Annotated in this window: 14 protein-coding genes and 4 tRNA genes; 16 read left to right on the top strand and 2 right to left on the bottom strand. The window is 54.7% G+C overall.

Annotated elements, in window-relative coordinates; translation table 11 throughout:
* The first annotated feature begins 312 nt into the window (after positions 1-312).
* Entirely contained in the window at positions 313-936 is a 624-nt protein-coding gene (locus ABCS64_RS12205) for an acetate uptake transporter (protein WP_418892164.1), read from the top strand.
* A 159-nt stretch (positions 937-1,095) separates the two neighbouring features.
* A complete protein-coding gene (locus ABCS64_RS12200; protein WP_418892163.1) occupies positions 1,096-1,734 on the top strand; it encodes a LysE family translocator in 639 nt (212 codons plus the stop codon).
* A 485-nt stretch (positions 1,735-2,219) separates the two neighbouring features.
* Here the strand turns inward: ABCS64_RS12200 and ABCS64_RS12195 are convergent, their stop codons facing one another.
* On the bottom strand, positions 2,220-3,491 hold the full coding sequence (locus ABCS64_RS12195; protein WP_418892162.1) for an ATP-dependent 6-phosphofructokinase: 1,272 nt from the start codon (positions 3,489-3,491) through the stop codon (positions 2,220-2,222).
* A 177-nt stretch (positions 3,492-3,668) separates the two neighbouring features.
* On the opposite strand from ABCS64_RS12195, the gene ABCS64_RS12190 reads away from it, so the two are divergent.
* Both ABCS64_RS12190 and ABCS64_RS12185 read left to right on the top strand, forming a co-directional pair.
* Entirely contained in the window at positions 3,669-4,130 is a 462-nt protein-coding gene (locus tag ABCS64_RS12190) for a surface-adhesin E family protein (protein WP_418892161.1), read from the top strand.
* Positions 4,115-4,552 carry a thioredoxin family protein gene (locus ABCS64_RS12185; RefSeq protein WP_418892160.1) on the top strand — a complete coding sequence of 146 codons (438 nt, stop codon included), beginning with the start codon at positions 4,115-4,117 and terminating at the stop codon, positions 4,550-4,552. The genes ABCS64_RS12190 and ABCS64_RS12185 overlap by 16 nt, the downstream gene beginning before the upstream one ends.
* 154 nt (positions 4,553-4,706) lie before the next feature.
* Here ABCS64_RS12185 and ABCS64_RS12180 read toward each other — a convergent pair whose 3' ends face one another.
* A complete protein-coding gene (locus ABCS64_RS12180) occupies positions 4,707-4,997 on the bottom strand; it encodes a hypothetical protein (RefSeq protein ID WP_418892159.1) in 291 nt (96 codons plus the stop codon).
* 181 nt (positions 4,998-5,178) lie between these two features.
* Between ABCS64_RS12180 and ABCS64_RS12175 the strand changes: the two genes are divergently transcribed.
* From ABCS64_RS12175 to rpoB, 12 genes are all read left to right on the top strand, one after another.
* Positions 5,179-5,263: transfer RNA gene (locus ABCS64_RS12175), tRNA-Tyr, on the top strand.
* A gap of 64 nt (positions 5,264-5,327) precedes the next feature.
* Positions 5,328-5,401 (top strand) — tRNA-Gly (locus ABCS64_RS12170).
* Positions 5,402-5,444: 43 nt separating this feature from the next.
* Positions 5,445-5,519 (top strand) — tRNA-Thr (locus ABCS64_RS12165).
* 44 nt (positions 5,520-5,563) lie between these two features.
* Complete coding sequence (gene tuf / locus ABCS64_RS12160) at positions 5,564-6,754, top strand: elongation factor Tu (RefSeq protein WP_298048057.1); 1,191 nt, start codon at positions 5,564-5,566, stop codon at positions 6,752-6,754.
* A gap of 98 nt (positions 6,755-6,852) precedes the next feature.
* Positions 6,853-6,928 (top strand) — tRNA-Trp (locus ABCS64_RS12155).
* Between the two features lie 25 nt (positions 6,929-6,953).
* Positions 6,954-7,307 carry a preprotein translocase subunit SecE gene (gene secE, locus ABCS64_RS12150; RefSeq protein WP_418892158.1) on the top strand — a complete coding sequence of 118 codons (354 nt, stop codon included), beginning with the start codon at positions 6,954-6,956 and terminating at the stop codon, positions 7,305-7,307.
* Positions 7,304-7,837: a transcription termination/antitermination protein NusG gene (gene nusG, locus ABCS64_RS12145; protein WP_418892157.1), complete on the top strand. Its 534-nt coding sequence runs from the start codon at positions 7,304-7,306 to the stop codon at positions 7,835-7,837. Before secE ends, nusG begins: the two co-directional genes overlap by 4 nt.
* Before the next feature lie 123 nt (positions 7,838-7,960).
* Complete coding sequence (gene rplK / locus ABCS64_RS12140) at positions 7,961-8,392, top strand: 50S ribosomal protein L11 (RefSeq protein WP_418892156.1); 432 nt, start codon at positions 7,961-7,963, stop codon at positions 8,390-8,392.
* Position 8,393: 1 nt separating this feature from the next.
* Positions 8,394-9,083: a 50S ribosomal protein L1 gene (rplA, locus tag ABCS64_RS12135; protein ID WP_418892155.1), complete on the top strand. Its 690-nt coding sequence runs from the start codon at positions 8,394-8,396 to the stop codon at positions 9,081-9,083.
* 288 nt (positions 9,084-9,371) lie between these two features.
* A complete protein-coding gene (gene rplJ / locus ABCS64_RS12130) occupies positions 9,372-9,869 on the top strand; it encodes a 50S ribosomal protein L10 (RefSeq protein ID WP_418892154.1) in 498 nt (165 codons plus the stop codon).
* Between the two features lie 72 nt (positions 9,870-9,941).
* Complete coding sequence (rplL, locus tag ABCS64_RS12125) at positions 9,942-10,319, top strand: 50S ribosomal protein L7/L12 (protein ID WP_418892153.1); 378 nt, start codon at positions 9,942-9,944, stop codon at positions 10,317-10,319.
* 291 nt (positions 10,320-10,610) lie between these two features.
* Complete coding sequence (rpoB, locus tag ABCS64_RS12120; protein WP_418892152.1) at positions 10,611-14,894, top strand: DNA-directed RNA polymerase subunit beta; 4,284 nt, start codon at positions 10,611-10,613, stop codon at positions 14,892-14,894.
* Positions 14,895-14,897 lie beyond the last annotated feature (3 nt).

The following is a 14,897-nucleotide window of genomic DNA, read 5'->3' as shown; positions in this document are numbered from 1 at the left end:
TTGCCGGCACAAGGTGATATGCAGCGCCGGCGGCAGGCTTCGGGGAATTCGGGAAGGTGAGAATTCTAGCAGGCGGGTGCTTTCCCGTGGCCTTTCCCGCGCCCCTTTCTGACTGCGGAAAACCGAGATTGAAACGGGCATTTTCACTATGTGAGAATGCGCGGCCGTTCTTTATCTCGACGGAATTTGGAAAGATGCCCTCCGCCCGTCAATCCGCAACCGGCCGTGTCTGATATCTGCGCATGACCGTGAGTGGAGCGCCCATGGGCGGTTCGACAATATTGCTTGACACTTATGCTTAGGAGAGTGCCAATGAGTACCGCAGGTTCCGCAGAAACACAGCATGTCAAAATCGCCGTTGCTAACCCGACGGCATTGGGGCTGTTCGGCCTGGCGATGGTGACATTCGTCGCCGCGTCGCAAAAGCTGGAAATTACCACCGGCTTGTCTTTCGTGATCGTCTACGCCATTTTCCTCGGCGCGACCGCGCAGTTAATCGCCTGCATTCTCGACTTTCTGCATGAGAACATCTGGGGCGGCACGGTGTTTGGCGCGTATGCCTTCTTTTGGTATGCCGTGGCGACGGCCTGGATGATGAAAATGGGCGTGTTCGGCCCGGAACTGGCGGCAGCGTGTGATACCAAGCAGCTGGGCTTTGCCTTCCTCGGCTACCTGATTTTCTCGGTGATGATGACGCTAGGTGCGATGGAGGTCAGCAAGCTGATTTTCATTACGATGGTCATGATCGACATTCTGCTGGCGGCGCTGGCGCTGAATGCCTTCGGCGTGGCCCCGCATACGACCCACGTGATCGGCGCATACGCGGAGCTGGCGACTTCGCTGCTCTCGTTCTACGGCGCCTCGGCGGTGGTGCTCAATACGTTCTTTGGCCGGCCGTTCTTGCCTGTCGGCAAGCCGTTCGGGATTTTCAAGTAAGCAGCCAATCGGTTTTTGACGAAGCGATGTCTTGCAATCTGCAAGACCGTGGAGTGCCGTGAATTGATGCGGCGCAGCGGGGTTTTTGACGGCGGGCGGAAGCGTCCGCCGTTTGTTTTTTGCCGTAAGGCCGTAATTTTCAGCGAGGAGCGCCGGGAGATGCTTGTCAGCATGGATCAATGTGCGGCGTTTCTGGCGGCGGCGGTGTTGATTACGCTTTCGCCCGGTCCGGATAACCTGATGGTCATCAGCCTGGGCATGTCGCGCGGGCGAGCGCAGGGTACGGCATTCGGCCTGGGCTGCGCGCTGGGGTGCCTGAGCCATACGCTGCTGGCGGCGCTCGGCGTTAGCGCACTGATCGCCGCATCCCCTGCCGCTTTTGGCGCATTGAAACTGTGCGGCGGCGGGTATCTGGTCTGGCTGGGCATTCAGGCGTTGCGCCATCGCGGTAGCGTGGGTGCCGCGCAAACCCAATCATTATCGGGCGCGGCGGATTCCGTCGCGCGCTTTTTTGCCAAAGGCGCGCTGGTCAATGCGATCAACCCGAAGGTGGTGATCTTTTTTCTTTCGTTTCTGCCGCAATTTGTCGACGCCGGGCGCGGTCAGGTTGCCGCCCAGACGGCCGTGCTGGGCGGGCTGTTTACCGCGCAGGCCTGCGTGATTTTCGGCTTGCTCGGCTATTTTTCCGGCGCATTTGGGCAGTGGCTTGGTCGCCATGCGCGCGCCGGCGTCTGGCTGCACCGCGTCTCGGGCGTGATTTTTCTCGGCCTGGGCGCGCGTTTGTTATTGCTGCCTTGACGGGACGCCCGCAGCCCCTGGAAACAAGGAAGAAAACATAAAATGCCCTGAGGTCCTTTAAATACAAGGGACTCAGGGCATCAAAAAACATAAACTGGAAAAATAGCGGCTTTCTTTGCAAAAATAGGCGTGCCGTACGGGATGTCCTGTCTGCGGCGCGCCGCCTTGTTTTTTGGCAAAGTCGCGCCGCTATTGAGGTATCTCAGAAGCGCTGCCCGGAAACCCGCGTCAATAGGGCATCTCAGAAGGGGCGCTCTGAAGTCCTTATAAACAGGGCGTCTCCGGGCAGGGCGCCTGCCAGCCCTTTATTGATACGGGTTTTAGAGGCGCCTGCCCGGAGTGCCTCCGAAGCGCCTTTATCCACGCGGGTTTCCGGGCGGGCGCCTGGAGATGCCCTGTTTACGCGGGCTCCGGAGGGGCTTGTGGGAAAGCATTCAGCGCTGTTCGCTGATCCGCCGTTTTATCAACGCGCCCACGCGAACGGCTCAGCCGGGGAAGGCGGCAAAGTTTTGTCCCGTCGTTGCCAGCACAGCGTGCCATTCCGGGCTGTTTAAGTCCATCTGCTTTTTCTGGCTGGTCAACAGTTCGGTGGGGACATGTGTGAATACGTCGTGCTGATGGCCGATGACCAGTCCGGTTTTGCCCGCCATGGCGGCGTGAACGGCGTTGCGCGCAAAGAAGTCGCAGAGAACGCCGTCTTCCGGGCAGGCAGGGACGCTGCGGATGAGGTAGCTGGGGTCGATATAGCGCAGGGTGAACGGGATGCCTTTCTGTTTGAAATAGGCATCAATGCGTTCGCGCAGGAACAGGCCGATATCCTTGGATTTGAGGTTGCCGGAGGCATCGTATTCGTCCTTGCCGCCGGTGATGAGGTGCTGCCCGGCGCCTTCGGCAACGAGAATGACCGCGTGCGCGCGCTTGAGAATCCGCTTTCTGAGCGCTTCCAGAAAGCCGTTTTCGCCGTCAAGGACGAACGGCACTTCCGGCACCAGCGTGAAATTGACTTCCTGGCTGGCGATGGTGGCGCCGGCAGCGATGAACCCGGCGTGGCGCCCCATGATTTTGACCAGTGAAATGCCGTTATGTACGCTGTGCGCTTCAGTGTGCGCGCCCATCAGCGCCTGTGTGGCCTCCTGGACGGCGGTGACGTAGCCGAAGGTGCGCGAGACGAAGGCAACGTCGTTGTCGATGGTTTTCGGTACGCCGACAACGGAAAGCGCGTAGCCGCGCTGGCGGGCTTCGTTGAGCAGCGCAAGTCCGCCGCGTTGTGTGCCGTCGCCGCCGACGACGAAGAGAATATTGATCTTGCGCCGAATCAAGTTGTCGACAGCAATGCTGGTGTCGACCGGGCCACGCGAGGTTTTCAGCGCCGAACCACCATCTTTGTGGATGTCGTCAACAAACTCTGGTGTTAATGGAATAGGCTCAGCACCGCGCCACGGATCGAGGCCCTGATAGCCGCCGACAAAGCCGAGAATTTCGCGCACACCGTAGCCGTGGTACAGCTGTCGAACCAGTGAGCGGATCACATTGTTCAACCCCGGACAAAGGCCGCCGCAGGTGACGATAGCAGCACGAGTGGTTCGTGCGTCGAAGAACAGTTTTTCGCGCGGACCGGCGATTTCGAGGCGGATATCCTCGGCCGGCGGTGCGTTGGGCGTGATGATGGGTGAGGAGAGCACGCGCGCTTGATCGCTGACGAAATACGTGAGCGGTGAGGGAAAGCGTGCGGTTCCGAGGACGGGAATGTCGTTCATTATCGTGTCGGTGGGTCGGGCTGTCGAAGTGGGAGGAGTGAAGAGTGACAAAATAGACAAAGCCAATGCTGCGGCTGTTATGAAGGCGCTTAGTATCTCCTGGCGGCGTTCGCTGGGTCAAACATCCGCTGTTCTGGTTGCCGAAGAGGGCTTGAACGTTCGGCTAAAATAGTGCGCATGAAGCCATTGCCCGTCATTTTGATGTATCCGGTTCGCCAGGCGTCGTGCGGCTTTTTGGCGGCGGCGCTGGCCTTGCCAGCACACGCGGCGTGGCGGGAGATCGAACGCTTTGAGGATGGCGTGCGCATCTATGTCGATGATGCGGCCGCCGTGCAGCGTGATGACAATCAGGCGATTTTGCGACATCTGGTTCGCTGGAATGAGCCGCAAAACGATGAGGCATCTGATGCGGAGATTCGAGAGGGCGTAGCGTTGCCGGTTTATCTGTCGACGCTTGTGCAGACGCAGTACGATTGCCGCAGCAGGCTGTTCAAATACCTGTCGTCATGGTCTTTCGCCGGAGCAATGGGCGATGGTGTCCGGGTCACAGCTGATGAAGATGCTGCTGGGCGCTGGGAGCCGGTATCTGACGGGTCGATGGAAGAAAAGTTGTGGAAAATCGCTTGCGCTATCAGGTAGAAGAAGATCAGGCGGCGCGTGAGGATGGGCTTGCGGCGCCAGGGGCGTCTGCGCAGGTGGATACGGAGTTCCGGGTGATTTGCCTGTGCGCGGAATGGTGCGGGACATGCCGCGAGTATCGGCCGGTGTTTACCGAGGTCGGTCAGGCGTTCCCGCATATGTTTTTCCGCTGGCTGGATATTGAAGACGAGGCTGACGCCGTGGGCGATCTGGATGTCGAAAATTTTCCGACGCTGTTGATTGCCCGTAAACAATGGGTGTTGTACTTTGGCGCGATGCTGCCGCAACCCGGTCATTTGCGGCATTTACTGGAAGTATTTGGCAGACAGTCTTTGGCGGATAGTCAGGAATATGCGCTTTTCAGCTCCAGTGCGCGCGCTTGGCAAAATGACGCCGATTTGCAACGGTTATGCGTCATTTAAATACACGCCGAGAATGCTGTGAAATTTGGATGGGTGTAGCTGTCTGGATGAAATCAGGCGCTTGTACAATTCGGTCCCTTTGTTCCGTTCGTACCGCCGTCTGCCGCTATGCGGATATCCGGGCTACCTGCTTGTGCGGATCTGTTCGCCGTTTTCAGTAAATAAGCCAGAGCAGAGGGAGGAATGCGGCATGAATAAATTGCCAAATGAGTCTTTGCCTGCTTATGTGCGCAAAAAGAAAAGCGGTGAATCCGATGGCCAGTGCGGTTTCGGGCCAGGGTAGCGGCTCGTTGCGCAGGCCAAAATAGGGCCACGCAAGAGACAGTACAGCGATAACGGCTGCGCTCTGTAGGGCCAGTTGGCGGAATAAAAAAGAAGTGTTAGCGCCAGTGCCGGTCGTTTCTGGCAGTTCATCGTTACGAAAGGGCGACTTGTGTGCGGTCAATGAAATTCCTTGATGAAGTCAATGTGCGGCAGGTTGCAGAATACAGGAGAACCGCTATTCGGCAGAAGCCAAAAGATATGCATTAAATATTTTGATACGAAATCAATTGTTCATAATGTGCTTGTGAGTATAAGTGTTTGACAAACTCTGACTCTTGTCCCAAAATAAGCGATTCCGGATAGGAGGGATACCCAAGCGGTCAACGGGAACAGACTGTAAATCTGTCGGCTCTGCCTTCGAAGGTTCGAATCCTTCTCCCTCCACCAAAGATGCTGTCTCAATATAGCGGCAAAGGCAACGGTTTTAGCGGGTTGATGGTTTTTTGTTTTTGCGGGTGTAGCTCAATGGTAGAGCCGAAGCCTTCCAAGCTTAAGACGAGGGTTCGATTCCCTTCACCCGCTCCAGGCGATCAGCGGTGTTGAAGGCAATGGGTTAGTGGTGTTAGTTGCCCATGTAGCTCAGTGGTAGAGCACTCCCTTGGTAAGGGAGAGGTCGGCAGTTCAATCCTGCCCATGGGCACCACAGTTTTGCATTGTGGTTTCTTATTTTTTAGTGAGGTATCGGCTATGGCAAAGGCGAAATTTGAGCGGACGAAGCCGCACGTGAATGTTGGGACGATTGGTCACGTGGATCATGGTAAGACGACGTTGACGGCGGCGATCACGACGATTCTGTCGAAGAAATTTGGAGGAGAGGCCAAGGGCTACGATCAGATTGACAACGCGCCGGAAGAAAAGGCGCGCGGGATCACCATCAACACTTCACACGTTGAATACGAAACCGAAAATCGTCACTACGCCCACGTTGACTGCCCGGGGCACGCCGACTACATCAAAAACATGATCACGGGCGCGGCCCAGATGGACGGCGCCATCCTCGTAGTTTCTGCAGCGGACGGACCCATGCCGCAAACACGGGAACACATCCTGCTTGCCCGTCAAGTCGGCGTTCCCTGTATCATCGTTTTTCTCAACAAGTGCGACATGGTCGATGACGCCGAGCTCCTTGAACTCGTCGAAATGGAAGTGCGCGAGCTACTCTCCAAATACGAATTCCCGGGCGACGACATCCCCATCATCAAAGGCAGCGCACTGAAAGCCATAGAAGGCGACACCAGCGATCTCGGGGAAGGCGCCATTCTAGCCTTGGCTGCAGCACTCGACAGCTACATCCCCGCGCCTGAACGCACCATTGACAAACCCTTCCTGCTCCCGATCGAAGACGTATTCTCCATTTCCGGACGAGGCACCGTCGTGACCGGGCGTGTCGAACGCGGCATCATCAAAGTTGGCGAAGAAATCGAAATTGTCGGCATCAAACCCACCCAGAAAACCACCTGTACCGGTGTTGAAATGTTCCGCAAACTGCTCGATCAAGGCCAGGCGGGCGATAACGTGGGCGTTCTTCTGCGTGGCACCAAGCGAGAAGAAGTTGAACGCGGGCAAGTGCTTGCCAAGCCGGGCACCATCACCCCGCATACGCACTTTACGGGCGAAGTCTATGTCCTCTCCAAGGAAGAAGGTGGCCGTCACACCCCCTTCTTCAACAACTACCGTCCGCAGTTCTACTTCCGGACTACAGATGTTACGGGTGCCATCACCCTGCCGGAGGGCACTGAAATGGTGATGCCGGGCGACAATGTTGCCATGACGGTCAAGCTGATCGTGCCGATCGCCATGGAAGAAGGCTTGCGCTTTGCTATCCGCGAAGGCGGTCGTACCGTTGGCGCCGGCGTAGTAACCAAGATTATCGAATAACAGTCATCGGGGCGGTCGCTGGTGCTACCGCCCCTTCGTTCTTTGGGAAAAATATGCAAAAAAGCGTTTCGGAGTTGAAACGCTTTTATCTCTGTTGCAGGGGCATAGCTCAATTGGCAGAGCGTCGGTCTCCAAAACCGAAGGTTGGGGGTTCGAGACCCTCTGCCCCTGCCATTTTTATATCTGTGGCTGACTATTGATGGCCGATAAAATCAAGTTTGTTTTAGCGCTTCTCCTCTTGGTTGCTGGCATTGCAGGTTTTTACCTGCTATCGGATCAGGCAATGATTTTGCGTGTGCTGGCTGTTTTGGTAGGTTTGGGCGCTTCCATAGTCGTTGCTTGGCAAACTGTGCCCGGGCGCCAGTTTTTTGATTTTGCCAAAGAGTCGGTTAATGAGGCAAAAAAAGTTGTTTGGCCGACACGAAAAGAGACTCTGCAGATGACGGGGCTGGTTTTCGCCTTTGCTGTTGTCATGGCCACTTTTTTGTGGATGGCCGATAAGGGAATCGAATGGGTGCTGTATGACCTCATTCTTCAGTGGAGGAAGGTATGAACAAACGTTGGTATGTCGTTCATGCCTATTCCGGTTTTGAGAAGAGTGTCCAGCGCGCTTTGTCTGAACGAGTTGCTAGACATGGAATGCAGGCCTCTTTTGGACGTATTTTGGTGCCGGTTGAAGAGGTTGTTGAATTGCGCTTAGGGCAAAAAAGCATTACTGAGCGTAAATTTTTTCCAGGTTATGTGCTTGTCGAAATGGAGATGAATGACGAAACCTGGCATTTGGTGAAAAGTACGCCAAAAGTGACAGGTTTTGTTGGGGGGAGTGCGAATAAGCCGACGCCAATTTCTGAAAAAGAAGTCGAAAAAATTCTGCAGCAGATGCAGGATGGTGTTGAAAGGCCGCGTCCCAAGGTATTGTTTGAACCGGGTGAAGTTGTGCGTATCAAAGAGGGGCCGTTTGCGGACTTTAATGGTTCGGTTGAGCAGGTTAATTATGAAAAAAATCGCTTGCGCGTCTCCGTCACAATTTTTGGTCGTGCAACCCCGGTGGAATTGGAGTTTGGCCAAGTCGAAAAGGGCTGATTTTTGAAAAATGTTTTCTGCTGCTTGTATATGGCGGCAGAGCATCAAAGTGTGGCCGCGGCCGCAAATTTTTTAGTGGGGAGCGTTTTTTAGCGCGTTTTACCCAAATTTTGGAGTTATATCGTGGCAAAAAAAATTGCTGGATTTATCAAATTACAAGTGCCGGCGGGTAAGGCGAATCCTTCTCCGCCTATTGGTCCTGCGCTTGGTTCGCGCGGTCTCAATATTATGGAATTCTGTAAAGCTTTTAATGCGCAAACGCAGGGTGTCGAGCCGGGTTTGCCGATCCCTGTGGTCATTACGGCTTATGCGGATAAAAGTTTTACCTTCATTATGAAAACGCCGCCGGCGACGATTTTGATTAAAAAGGCCGCCGGTATCCAGAAGGGGAGTTCCAAACCACATACCGATGTGGTTGGTAAGTTGACGCGTGCGCAATGCGAAGCAATCGCTACCCAGAAAATGCCCGATCTGACGGCGGCCGATATGGATGCGGCTGTTCGCACGATTGCAGGCAGTGCCCGCTCAATGGGTATTACCGTGGAAGGACTGTAATATGGCCGCGTTGACAAAAAAACAAAAAGTGCTGCAGAGCAAGATTGACCGCAGCAAAATTTATTCAGTGGCCGAAGCGCTGAATCTGGCTAAGGAATGCGCGACTGCCAAATTTGATGAGTCAGTTGATATTGCCGTAAGCCTTGGTATTGATCCGCGCAAGTCCGATCAGGCGGTACGCGGTTCTGTTCTTCTTCCCGCAGGAACGGGCAAGACTGTGCGCGTTGCGGTATTTGCTCAAGGGGACAAGGCAGAAGACGCGAAAACGGCGGGCGCAGATATTGTCGGTTTTGATGACTTAGCCGCCGAAGTTAAGGCAGGCAATATTAATTTTGATGTGGTGATTGCAACGCCCGATACGATGCGTGTCGTCGGGCAGCTCGGCCAAATCCTTGGCCCGCGCGGTCTCATGCCAAACCCAAAAGTTGGAACTGTCACTATGGATGTGACAAGTGCAGTGCGCAATGCCAAAGCTGGCCAAGTCCAATATCGTGCGGATAAAGGAGGCATCGTCCATGGCACGATTGGTCGCGCCTCGTTCAGTGTCGAGCAGCTCGAGCAAAATCTTAAAGCTTTGGTCGATGCGCTAATCAAGGCGAAGCCCGCGTCATCCAAAGGGCAGTATTTGAAGAAAATTTCTGTGTCGAGCACGATGGGACCGGGTGTTCGTGTCGATACGGGTTCGTTGTAAGCAATAAGACGGTGGAGTTTGTTATGCAAGCAAGCTTCACCCAGGACTTTGGGCCGTCCGCTAGTGATCATTACTTCTGATGGTTGGCAGACGGATCGTCAAAGACCGCAGGTGTCCAAGGTTTTTCCAAGAACTTAAGCGTGTAAGCGGCCTGCGTAGACGGTGTATCCCGAACAAGATGGTTTGACGGCAGTTTGTATGTTGCTGGCGCCTCTGGTTCAGGTCGCCGTGGGGGCGGCGGATATCGTTGATATTCGCCGTAAATTGACTTGAAAGGAGGAAAGACCCGTGGGTCTCAATCTTGATGATAAAAAAGCTGTCGTGGCAGAGGTGTCGGCGCAGGTGTCCAATGCGCAGACGATCGTTGTCGCCGAGTACAGTGGAATCGCGGTGGGTAGTCTTACCAAGTTGCGTGCGCAGGCCCGTAAGTCTGACGTTTATCTGCGTGTGCTGAAAAATACCTTGGTACGCCGTGCCGTCGAAGGCAGCCCTTTTGCCGATCTTGCCGCACATCTGACGGGGCCGTTGATTTACAGTATTTCTGCTGATCCCGTGGCGGCGGCCAAGGTACTCAACGAGTACGCAAAAGCTGATCCCAAGCTGGTATTAAAAGCCGGGTGCTATGCGGGCAAAGTGCTCGATAAAGCTGGCGTACAGGCGTTGGCGTCAATCCCAAGCCGCGACGAACTGCTGGCCAAACTGCTGGGCGTGATGAAAGCGCCGGTTGCAGGGTTTGCTGTTGCGCTTGGCGCGTTGGCCAAGCAACGCGAGGGTGCTGCGGCTTAATGTGCAGTTAGATTGGCAAGTTTGAAAACATCTCAAATTGCTTTTTTGTATCCGATTTAGGAGTGTCTGATTATGGCAATTAGTAAGGAAGAAATTCTGGAAGCCGTTGGTAATATGACGGTTATGGAACTGAACGACCTGGTCAAGGCGTTCGAAGAAAAATTTGGTGTTTCTGCCGCCGCGATGGCTGTTGCGGCGCCGGGCGCTGGCGGTGGTGCGGCTGCTGCGGCAGAAGAACAGACCGAGTTCACTGTTGTTCTAGCGGCGGTGGGTGACAAGAAAGTCGAAGTCATCAAGGTTGTGCGTGCAGCGACCGGATTGGGGCTGAAGGAAGCTAAAGATCTTGTTGACGGCGCGCCGAAACCCGTTAAGGAAGGTGTTGCCAAGGCAGATGCTGAAGCGCTCAAGAAGCAACTTGAAGACGCTGGTGCCAAGGTCGAAATCAAGTAATCGCCAGGTTTTTTTGGCTGGGCTGACTGCTCTTGAGGCGGTCGGCCCTTTTGTGCTTTTCCGGAAATAGAATTTTTACCCCCTCGTTTCTGGCCATTCCAAGACTTGGCCACATTGTTATCAGCGTATAAATACAAGCATGGGATATTGTTTTGATGGATGCCGTCTAGGTTGCTGATAACCTGGTCGATCGTGCGTCTGCTTATATTTATTTGTTGCCAAACTTTCCGGATTACCTCGCTCCGGAATGTCGATTGCTAGAGGAATTTGTTCTTGAAGCTCGGAGCTACCATGACCTACTCCTATACCGAGAAAAAACGTATTCGCAAGAGTTTTGCCAAGCGCGCCAACGTGCTGGATGTACCCTTCTTATTAGCGACACAGCTGGAGTCTTTTACTGACTTCCTGCAAGCTGCAGTACCTTCGGAGCGACGCAAAAATCAGGGTTTGCAGGCAGCATTCACTTCGATTTTTCCCATCGTTAGCCACAGCGGAAATGCACGGCTTGAGTTTGTCAGTTATACGCTGGCCGAACCGGCCTTCGATGTCAAAGAATGTCAGCAGCGCGGCCTGACTTTTGCCTCGGCGCTGCGTGCCCGGGTGCGTCTGGTCATCATGGATCGCGAAGCGCCCGATACGATTAAAGAAGTCAAAGAGCAAGAAGTGTACATGGGTGAAATTCCGCTCATGACGACGACGGGCTCTTTCGTTATCAATGGTACGGAGCGTGTAATTGTTTCGCAATTGCACCGTTCGCCAGGGGCCTTTTTTGAACATGATCGCGGCAAAACGCATAGTTCGGGCAAGTTGCTCTTTTCGGCGCGCGTCATTCCTTATCGCGGTTCCTGGCTGGATTTTGAGTTCGATCCGAAAGATATCCTGTTTTTCCGTGTTGACCGCCGTCGCAAAATGCCCGTCACCGTGCTGCTCAAAGCAATTGGGCTGACGCCGGAGCAAATTTTGCGCGAGTTTTTTGAATTCGATACTTTCTATCTGAGCCAGAAAGGTATCGAGTTTTCTTTGGTGCCTGAGCGGTTGCGTGGTGAAGTGGCGCGTTTCGATTTCAACGACAAATCGGGTAAAACTATTGTCGCCAAGGATAAGCGTATTACCGCCAAACATATTCGCGAGCTTGATGCCGCCAATATTCACCAGATTGCCGTGCCGGAAGATTTCATTATCGGCCGTGTCGTTGCGCAGAATGTCATCGACCGAGAAACCGGCGAAATTCTTGCCAATGCAAACGATGAGATTACGGAGACACTGCTTGCTACGCTGATCGATGCGGGTGTCGACCAGTTGCAGACCCTGTACATCAATGATCTCGACCGCGGCGCCTTTATCTCGCAGACACTGCGTTCAGACGAGATTTCATCGAAACAGGCGGCGCGCGTTGCTATCTATCGCATGATGCGTCCGGGTGAGCCGCCCACTGAGGATGCTGTTGAAAATCTGTTCAATGGCTTGTTCTATTCCGACGAGCGCTATGACTTGTCTAGTGTAGGGCGCATGAAATTCAACCGCCGCGTTGGGCGCCAGGATGTCATTGAATACAAAGTGATGGTCAAGAGTGTCCCGGCTAAACACGATGCCGTGGTGCAGGCGATTGTCGATGTGGCAGGCGGATCAACAGAGGCCGTCGAACAGTGGCTGGGTGAGCTGGTTTATGGCATGCGCGCCGTTGCCGAAAACCTGACGTTGGAAGAAGCGACCTCATTGCTGACGCAGCTCAAATCACTGGGCGTGGTTGGGGGGGTGAGCGAACAGCTGACGTTGTCGCCGCGCGATATTGTCGAAGTCATCAAGATCCTGGTCGAACTGCGTAATGGTCGCGGCGAGATCGACGATATTGATCATTTGGGCAATCGCCGCGTGCGTTCGGTTGGTGAACTGGCCGAAAACCAGTTCCGCGCTGGCTTGGTTCGCGTCGAGCGCGCGGTGAAAGAGCGTTTATCGCAGGCCGAGTCGGATAACCTGATGCCACATGATCTGATCAATGCCAAGCCGATCAGCGCAGCCGTGCGCGAGTTTTTTGGGTCGAGCCAGCTTTCGCAGTTTATGGATCAGACCAATCCGCTGTCCGAAATTACGCACAAACGCCGGATTTCAGCGCTGGGCCCAGGCGGCCTGACCCGGGAACGGGCAGGTTTCGAGGTGCGTGACGTACACCCGACACATTATGGTCGCGTTTGCCCGATCGAAACACCGGAAGGGCCGAACATTGGCCTCATCAACTCCCTGGCACTCTATGCGCGCACCAATGCCTACGGTTTTCTGGAAACAGCCTATCGTAAGGTGATTGATGGCAAGGTGACTGACCAGATCGAGTACCTGTCGGCGATCGAGGAGGGTAATTTTATCGTTGCACAGGCCAACGCTGCGCTGGATGCGGAAGGCCGTCTGGTGGATGAACTCGTCACCTGTCGTGAGAAGGACGAAACCATCCTGGCCGAACCTTCGCGCGTAGACTATATGGACGTTGCGCCGGAACAAATCGTTTCTGTGGCGGCGTCGTTGATTCCTTTTCTTGAACATGACGATGCGAACCGCGCCTTGATGGGCGCCAACATGCAGCGTCAGGCGGTGCCATGCCTGCGCCCGGAAAAGCCGGTGGTCGGTACGGGTATTGAACGTACTGTCGCCGTTGACTCTGGCACGGCCGTGCAAGCTTTGCGCGGCGGCCAGGTCGATTATGTCGATGCCTCACGGATCGTTGTGCGTGTTAATGATGAGGAAACGGTGCCGGGCGAAGTCGGCGTCGATATTTATAACCTCGTCAAATACACACGTTCAAACCAGAATACCAACATCAACCAACGACCGCTGGTGCGCGTGGGCGATGTAATTACGCAGGGCGACGTCGTGGCCGACGGCGCGTCGACCGACAAAGGCGAACTGGCGCTTGGCCAGAACATGCTGATTGCCTTTATGCCCTGGAATGGCTACAACTTTGAGGATTCGATCCTGATTTCCGAGCGCGTCGTGGCGGAAGATCGCTTTACGTCGATTCATATCGAAGAGCTGACCGTCGTTTCCCGCGATACCAAGCTCGGACCTGAAGAAATTACCCGCGATATCGCCTCTCTGGGCGAGGCGCAGCTGTCCCGCCTGGACGATTCCGGCATTGTCTATATCGGCGCCGAGGTTAACGCGGGCGATGTTCTGGTTGGCAAGGTGACGCCCAAGGGCGAAACGCAGTTGACGCCGGAAGAAAAACTACTGCGCGCCATTTTCGGCGAAAAGGCTTCGGATGTAAAAGATACCTCACTGCGAGTACCGTCCGGCATTTCCGGCACAGTCATCGACGTACAAGTTTTCACTCGAGAAGGCATCGAGCGCGACAAGCGTGCGCAATCGATCATCGATGATCATCTGCGCGGCTACAAGCTTGATCTGGCCGACCAGTTGCGTATCGTCGAACGCGATGCCTTTGCGCGTGTCGAGCGCTTGCTCATCGGCAAGGCAGCCAATGGCGGCCCGAAGCGTTTGGCTAAAGGAACGCTCATTACCAAAGAGTATCTTGATGGCATCGAGATGCATCATTGGTTTGATATCCGCATGGTGGATGAAGAGGTCGCGCAGCAGCTTGAGTCTTTGCGCGATGGCCTGGAGCAGACACGCAAGGACTTCGATATCGCTTTTGAGGAAAAACGCAAGAAGCTGACGCAGGGTGACGAACTGCCGCCGGGCGTGCAGAAAATGGTCAAAGTGTATGTGGCCGTTAAACGCCGTTTGCAGGCCGGCGACAAGATGGCTGGGCGCCATGGTAATAAAGGCGTCGTTTCTCATATCGTGCCAGTCGAGGATATGCCCTATATGGCCGATGGCCGTCCGGTTGATGTGGTGCTCAATCCGCTGGGGGTTCCTTCGCGGATGAATATCGGTCAGGTTCTGGAAGTACATTTAGGGCTGGCCGCCAAAGGCTTGGGGTTCCGGATTGGCGAAATGCTGCGCCGTCAGGCGAGCGCCAAAGAACTCCGTGAATTCCTCGATAAGGTGTATAACACCAACGGCAAACCAGAAGATCTGACGCAGTTGAGTGATGACGAGATTGTCGAAATGGCCGGCAACCTGGAAGCGGGGGTGCCGTTCGCAACCCCGGTGTTTGACGGCGCTCACGAGAAAGAGATCAAGGAAATGCTGCGTCTCGCCGGTATGCCGGAATCTGGTCAAATGACGTTGTTCGACGGGCGCACGGGCGAGCAGTTCGATCGTCCGGTGACTGTAGGCTATATGCACGTTCTCAAGCTTCACCACCTTGTCGATGACAAGATGCATGCGCGCTCGACCGGGCCATATTCCTTGGTGACGCAGCAGCCGTTGGGCGGCAAAGCCCAATTCGGCGGTCAGCGTTTCGGCGAAATGGAAGTTTGGGCGCTCGAAGCTTATGGCGCCTCGTATGTCCTACAAGAAATGCTGACTGTCAAGTCGGACGATGTTAACGGGCGCACCAAAGTCTATGAAAACATTGTCAAAGGCGACCACAAGATCGATGCCGGCATGCCGGAATCATTCAATGTACTGGTCAAGGAAATCCGCTCGCTGGCAATCGACATTGATCTGGATCGCTATTGATTG

This window comes from Dentiradicibacter hellwigii, from assembly GCF_041770905.1.
Classification (GTDB): Bacteria; Pseudomonadota; Gammaproteobacteria; order Burkholderiales; family Rhodocyclaceae; genus Propionivibrio; species Propionivibrio hellwigii.
Note: the sequence above shows the minus strand (reverse complement) of the source record. Positions and strands in the feature narration are given on the sequence as shown.

Coding starts and splice junctions, on each gene's coding strand:
- ABCS64_RS12205 (WP_418892164.1), top strand. CDS start 313: ATGAGTACCGCAGGTTCCGCAGAAACACAGCATGTCAAAATCGCCGTT.
- ABCS64_RS12200 (WP_418892163.1), top strand. CDS start 1,096: ATGCTTGTCAGCATGGATCAATGTGCGGCGTTTCTGGCGGCGGCGGTG.
- ABCS64_RS12195 (WP_418892162.1), bottom strand. CDS start 3,491: ATGAACGACATTCCCGTCCTCGGAACCGCACGCTTTCCCTCACCGCTC.
- ABCS64_RS12190 (WP_418892161.1), top strand. CDS start 3,669: ATGAAGCCATTGCCCGTCATTTTGATGTATCCGGTTCGCCAGGCGTCG.
- tuf (WP_298048057.1), top strand. CDS start 5,564: ATGGCAAAGGCGAAATTTGAGCGGACGAAGCCGCACGTGAATGTTGGG.
- secE (WP_418892158.1), top strand. CDS start 6,954: ATGGCCGATAAAATCAAGTTTGTTTTAGCGCTTCTCCTCTTGGTTGCT.
- nusG (WP_418892157.1), top strand. CDS start 7,304: ATGAACAAACGTTGGTATGTCGTTCATGCCTATTCCGGTTTTGAGAAG.
- rplA (WP_418892155.1), top strand. CDS start 8,394: ATGGCCGCGTTGACAAAAAAACAAAAAGTGCTGCAGAGCAAGATTGAC.
- rplL (WP_418892153.1), top strand. CDS start 9,942: ATGGCAATTAGTAAGGAAGAAATTCTGGAAGCCGTTGGTAATATGACG.
- rpoB (WP_418892152.1), top strand. CDS start 10,611: ATGACCTACTCCTATACCGAGAAAAAACGTATTCGCAAGAGTTTTGCC.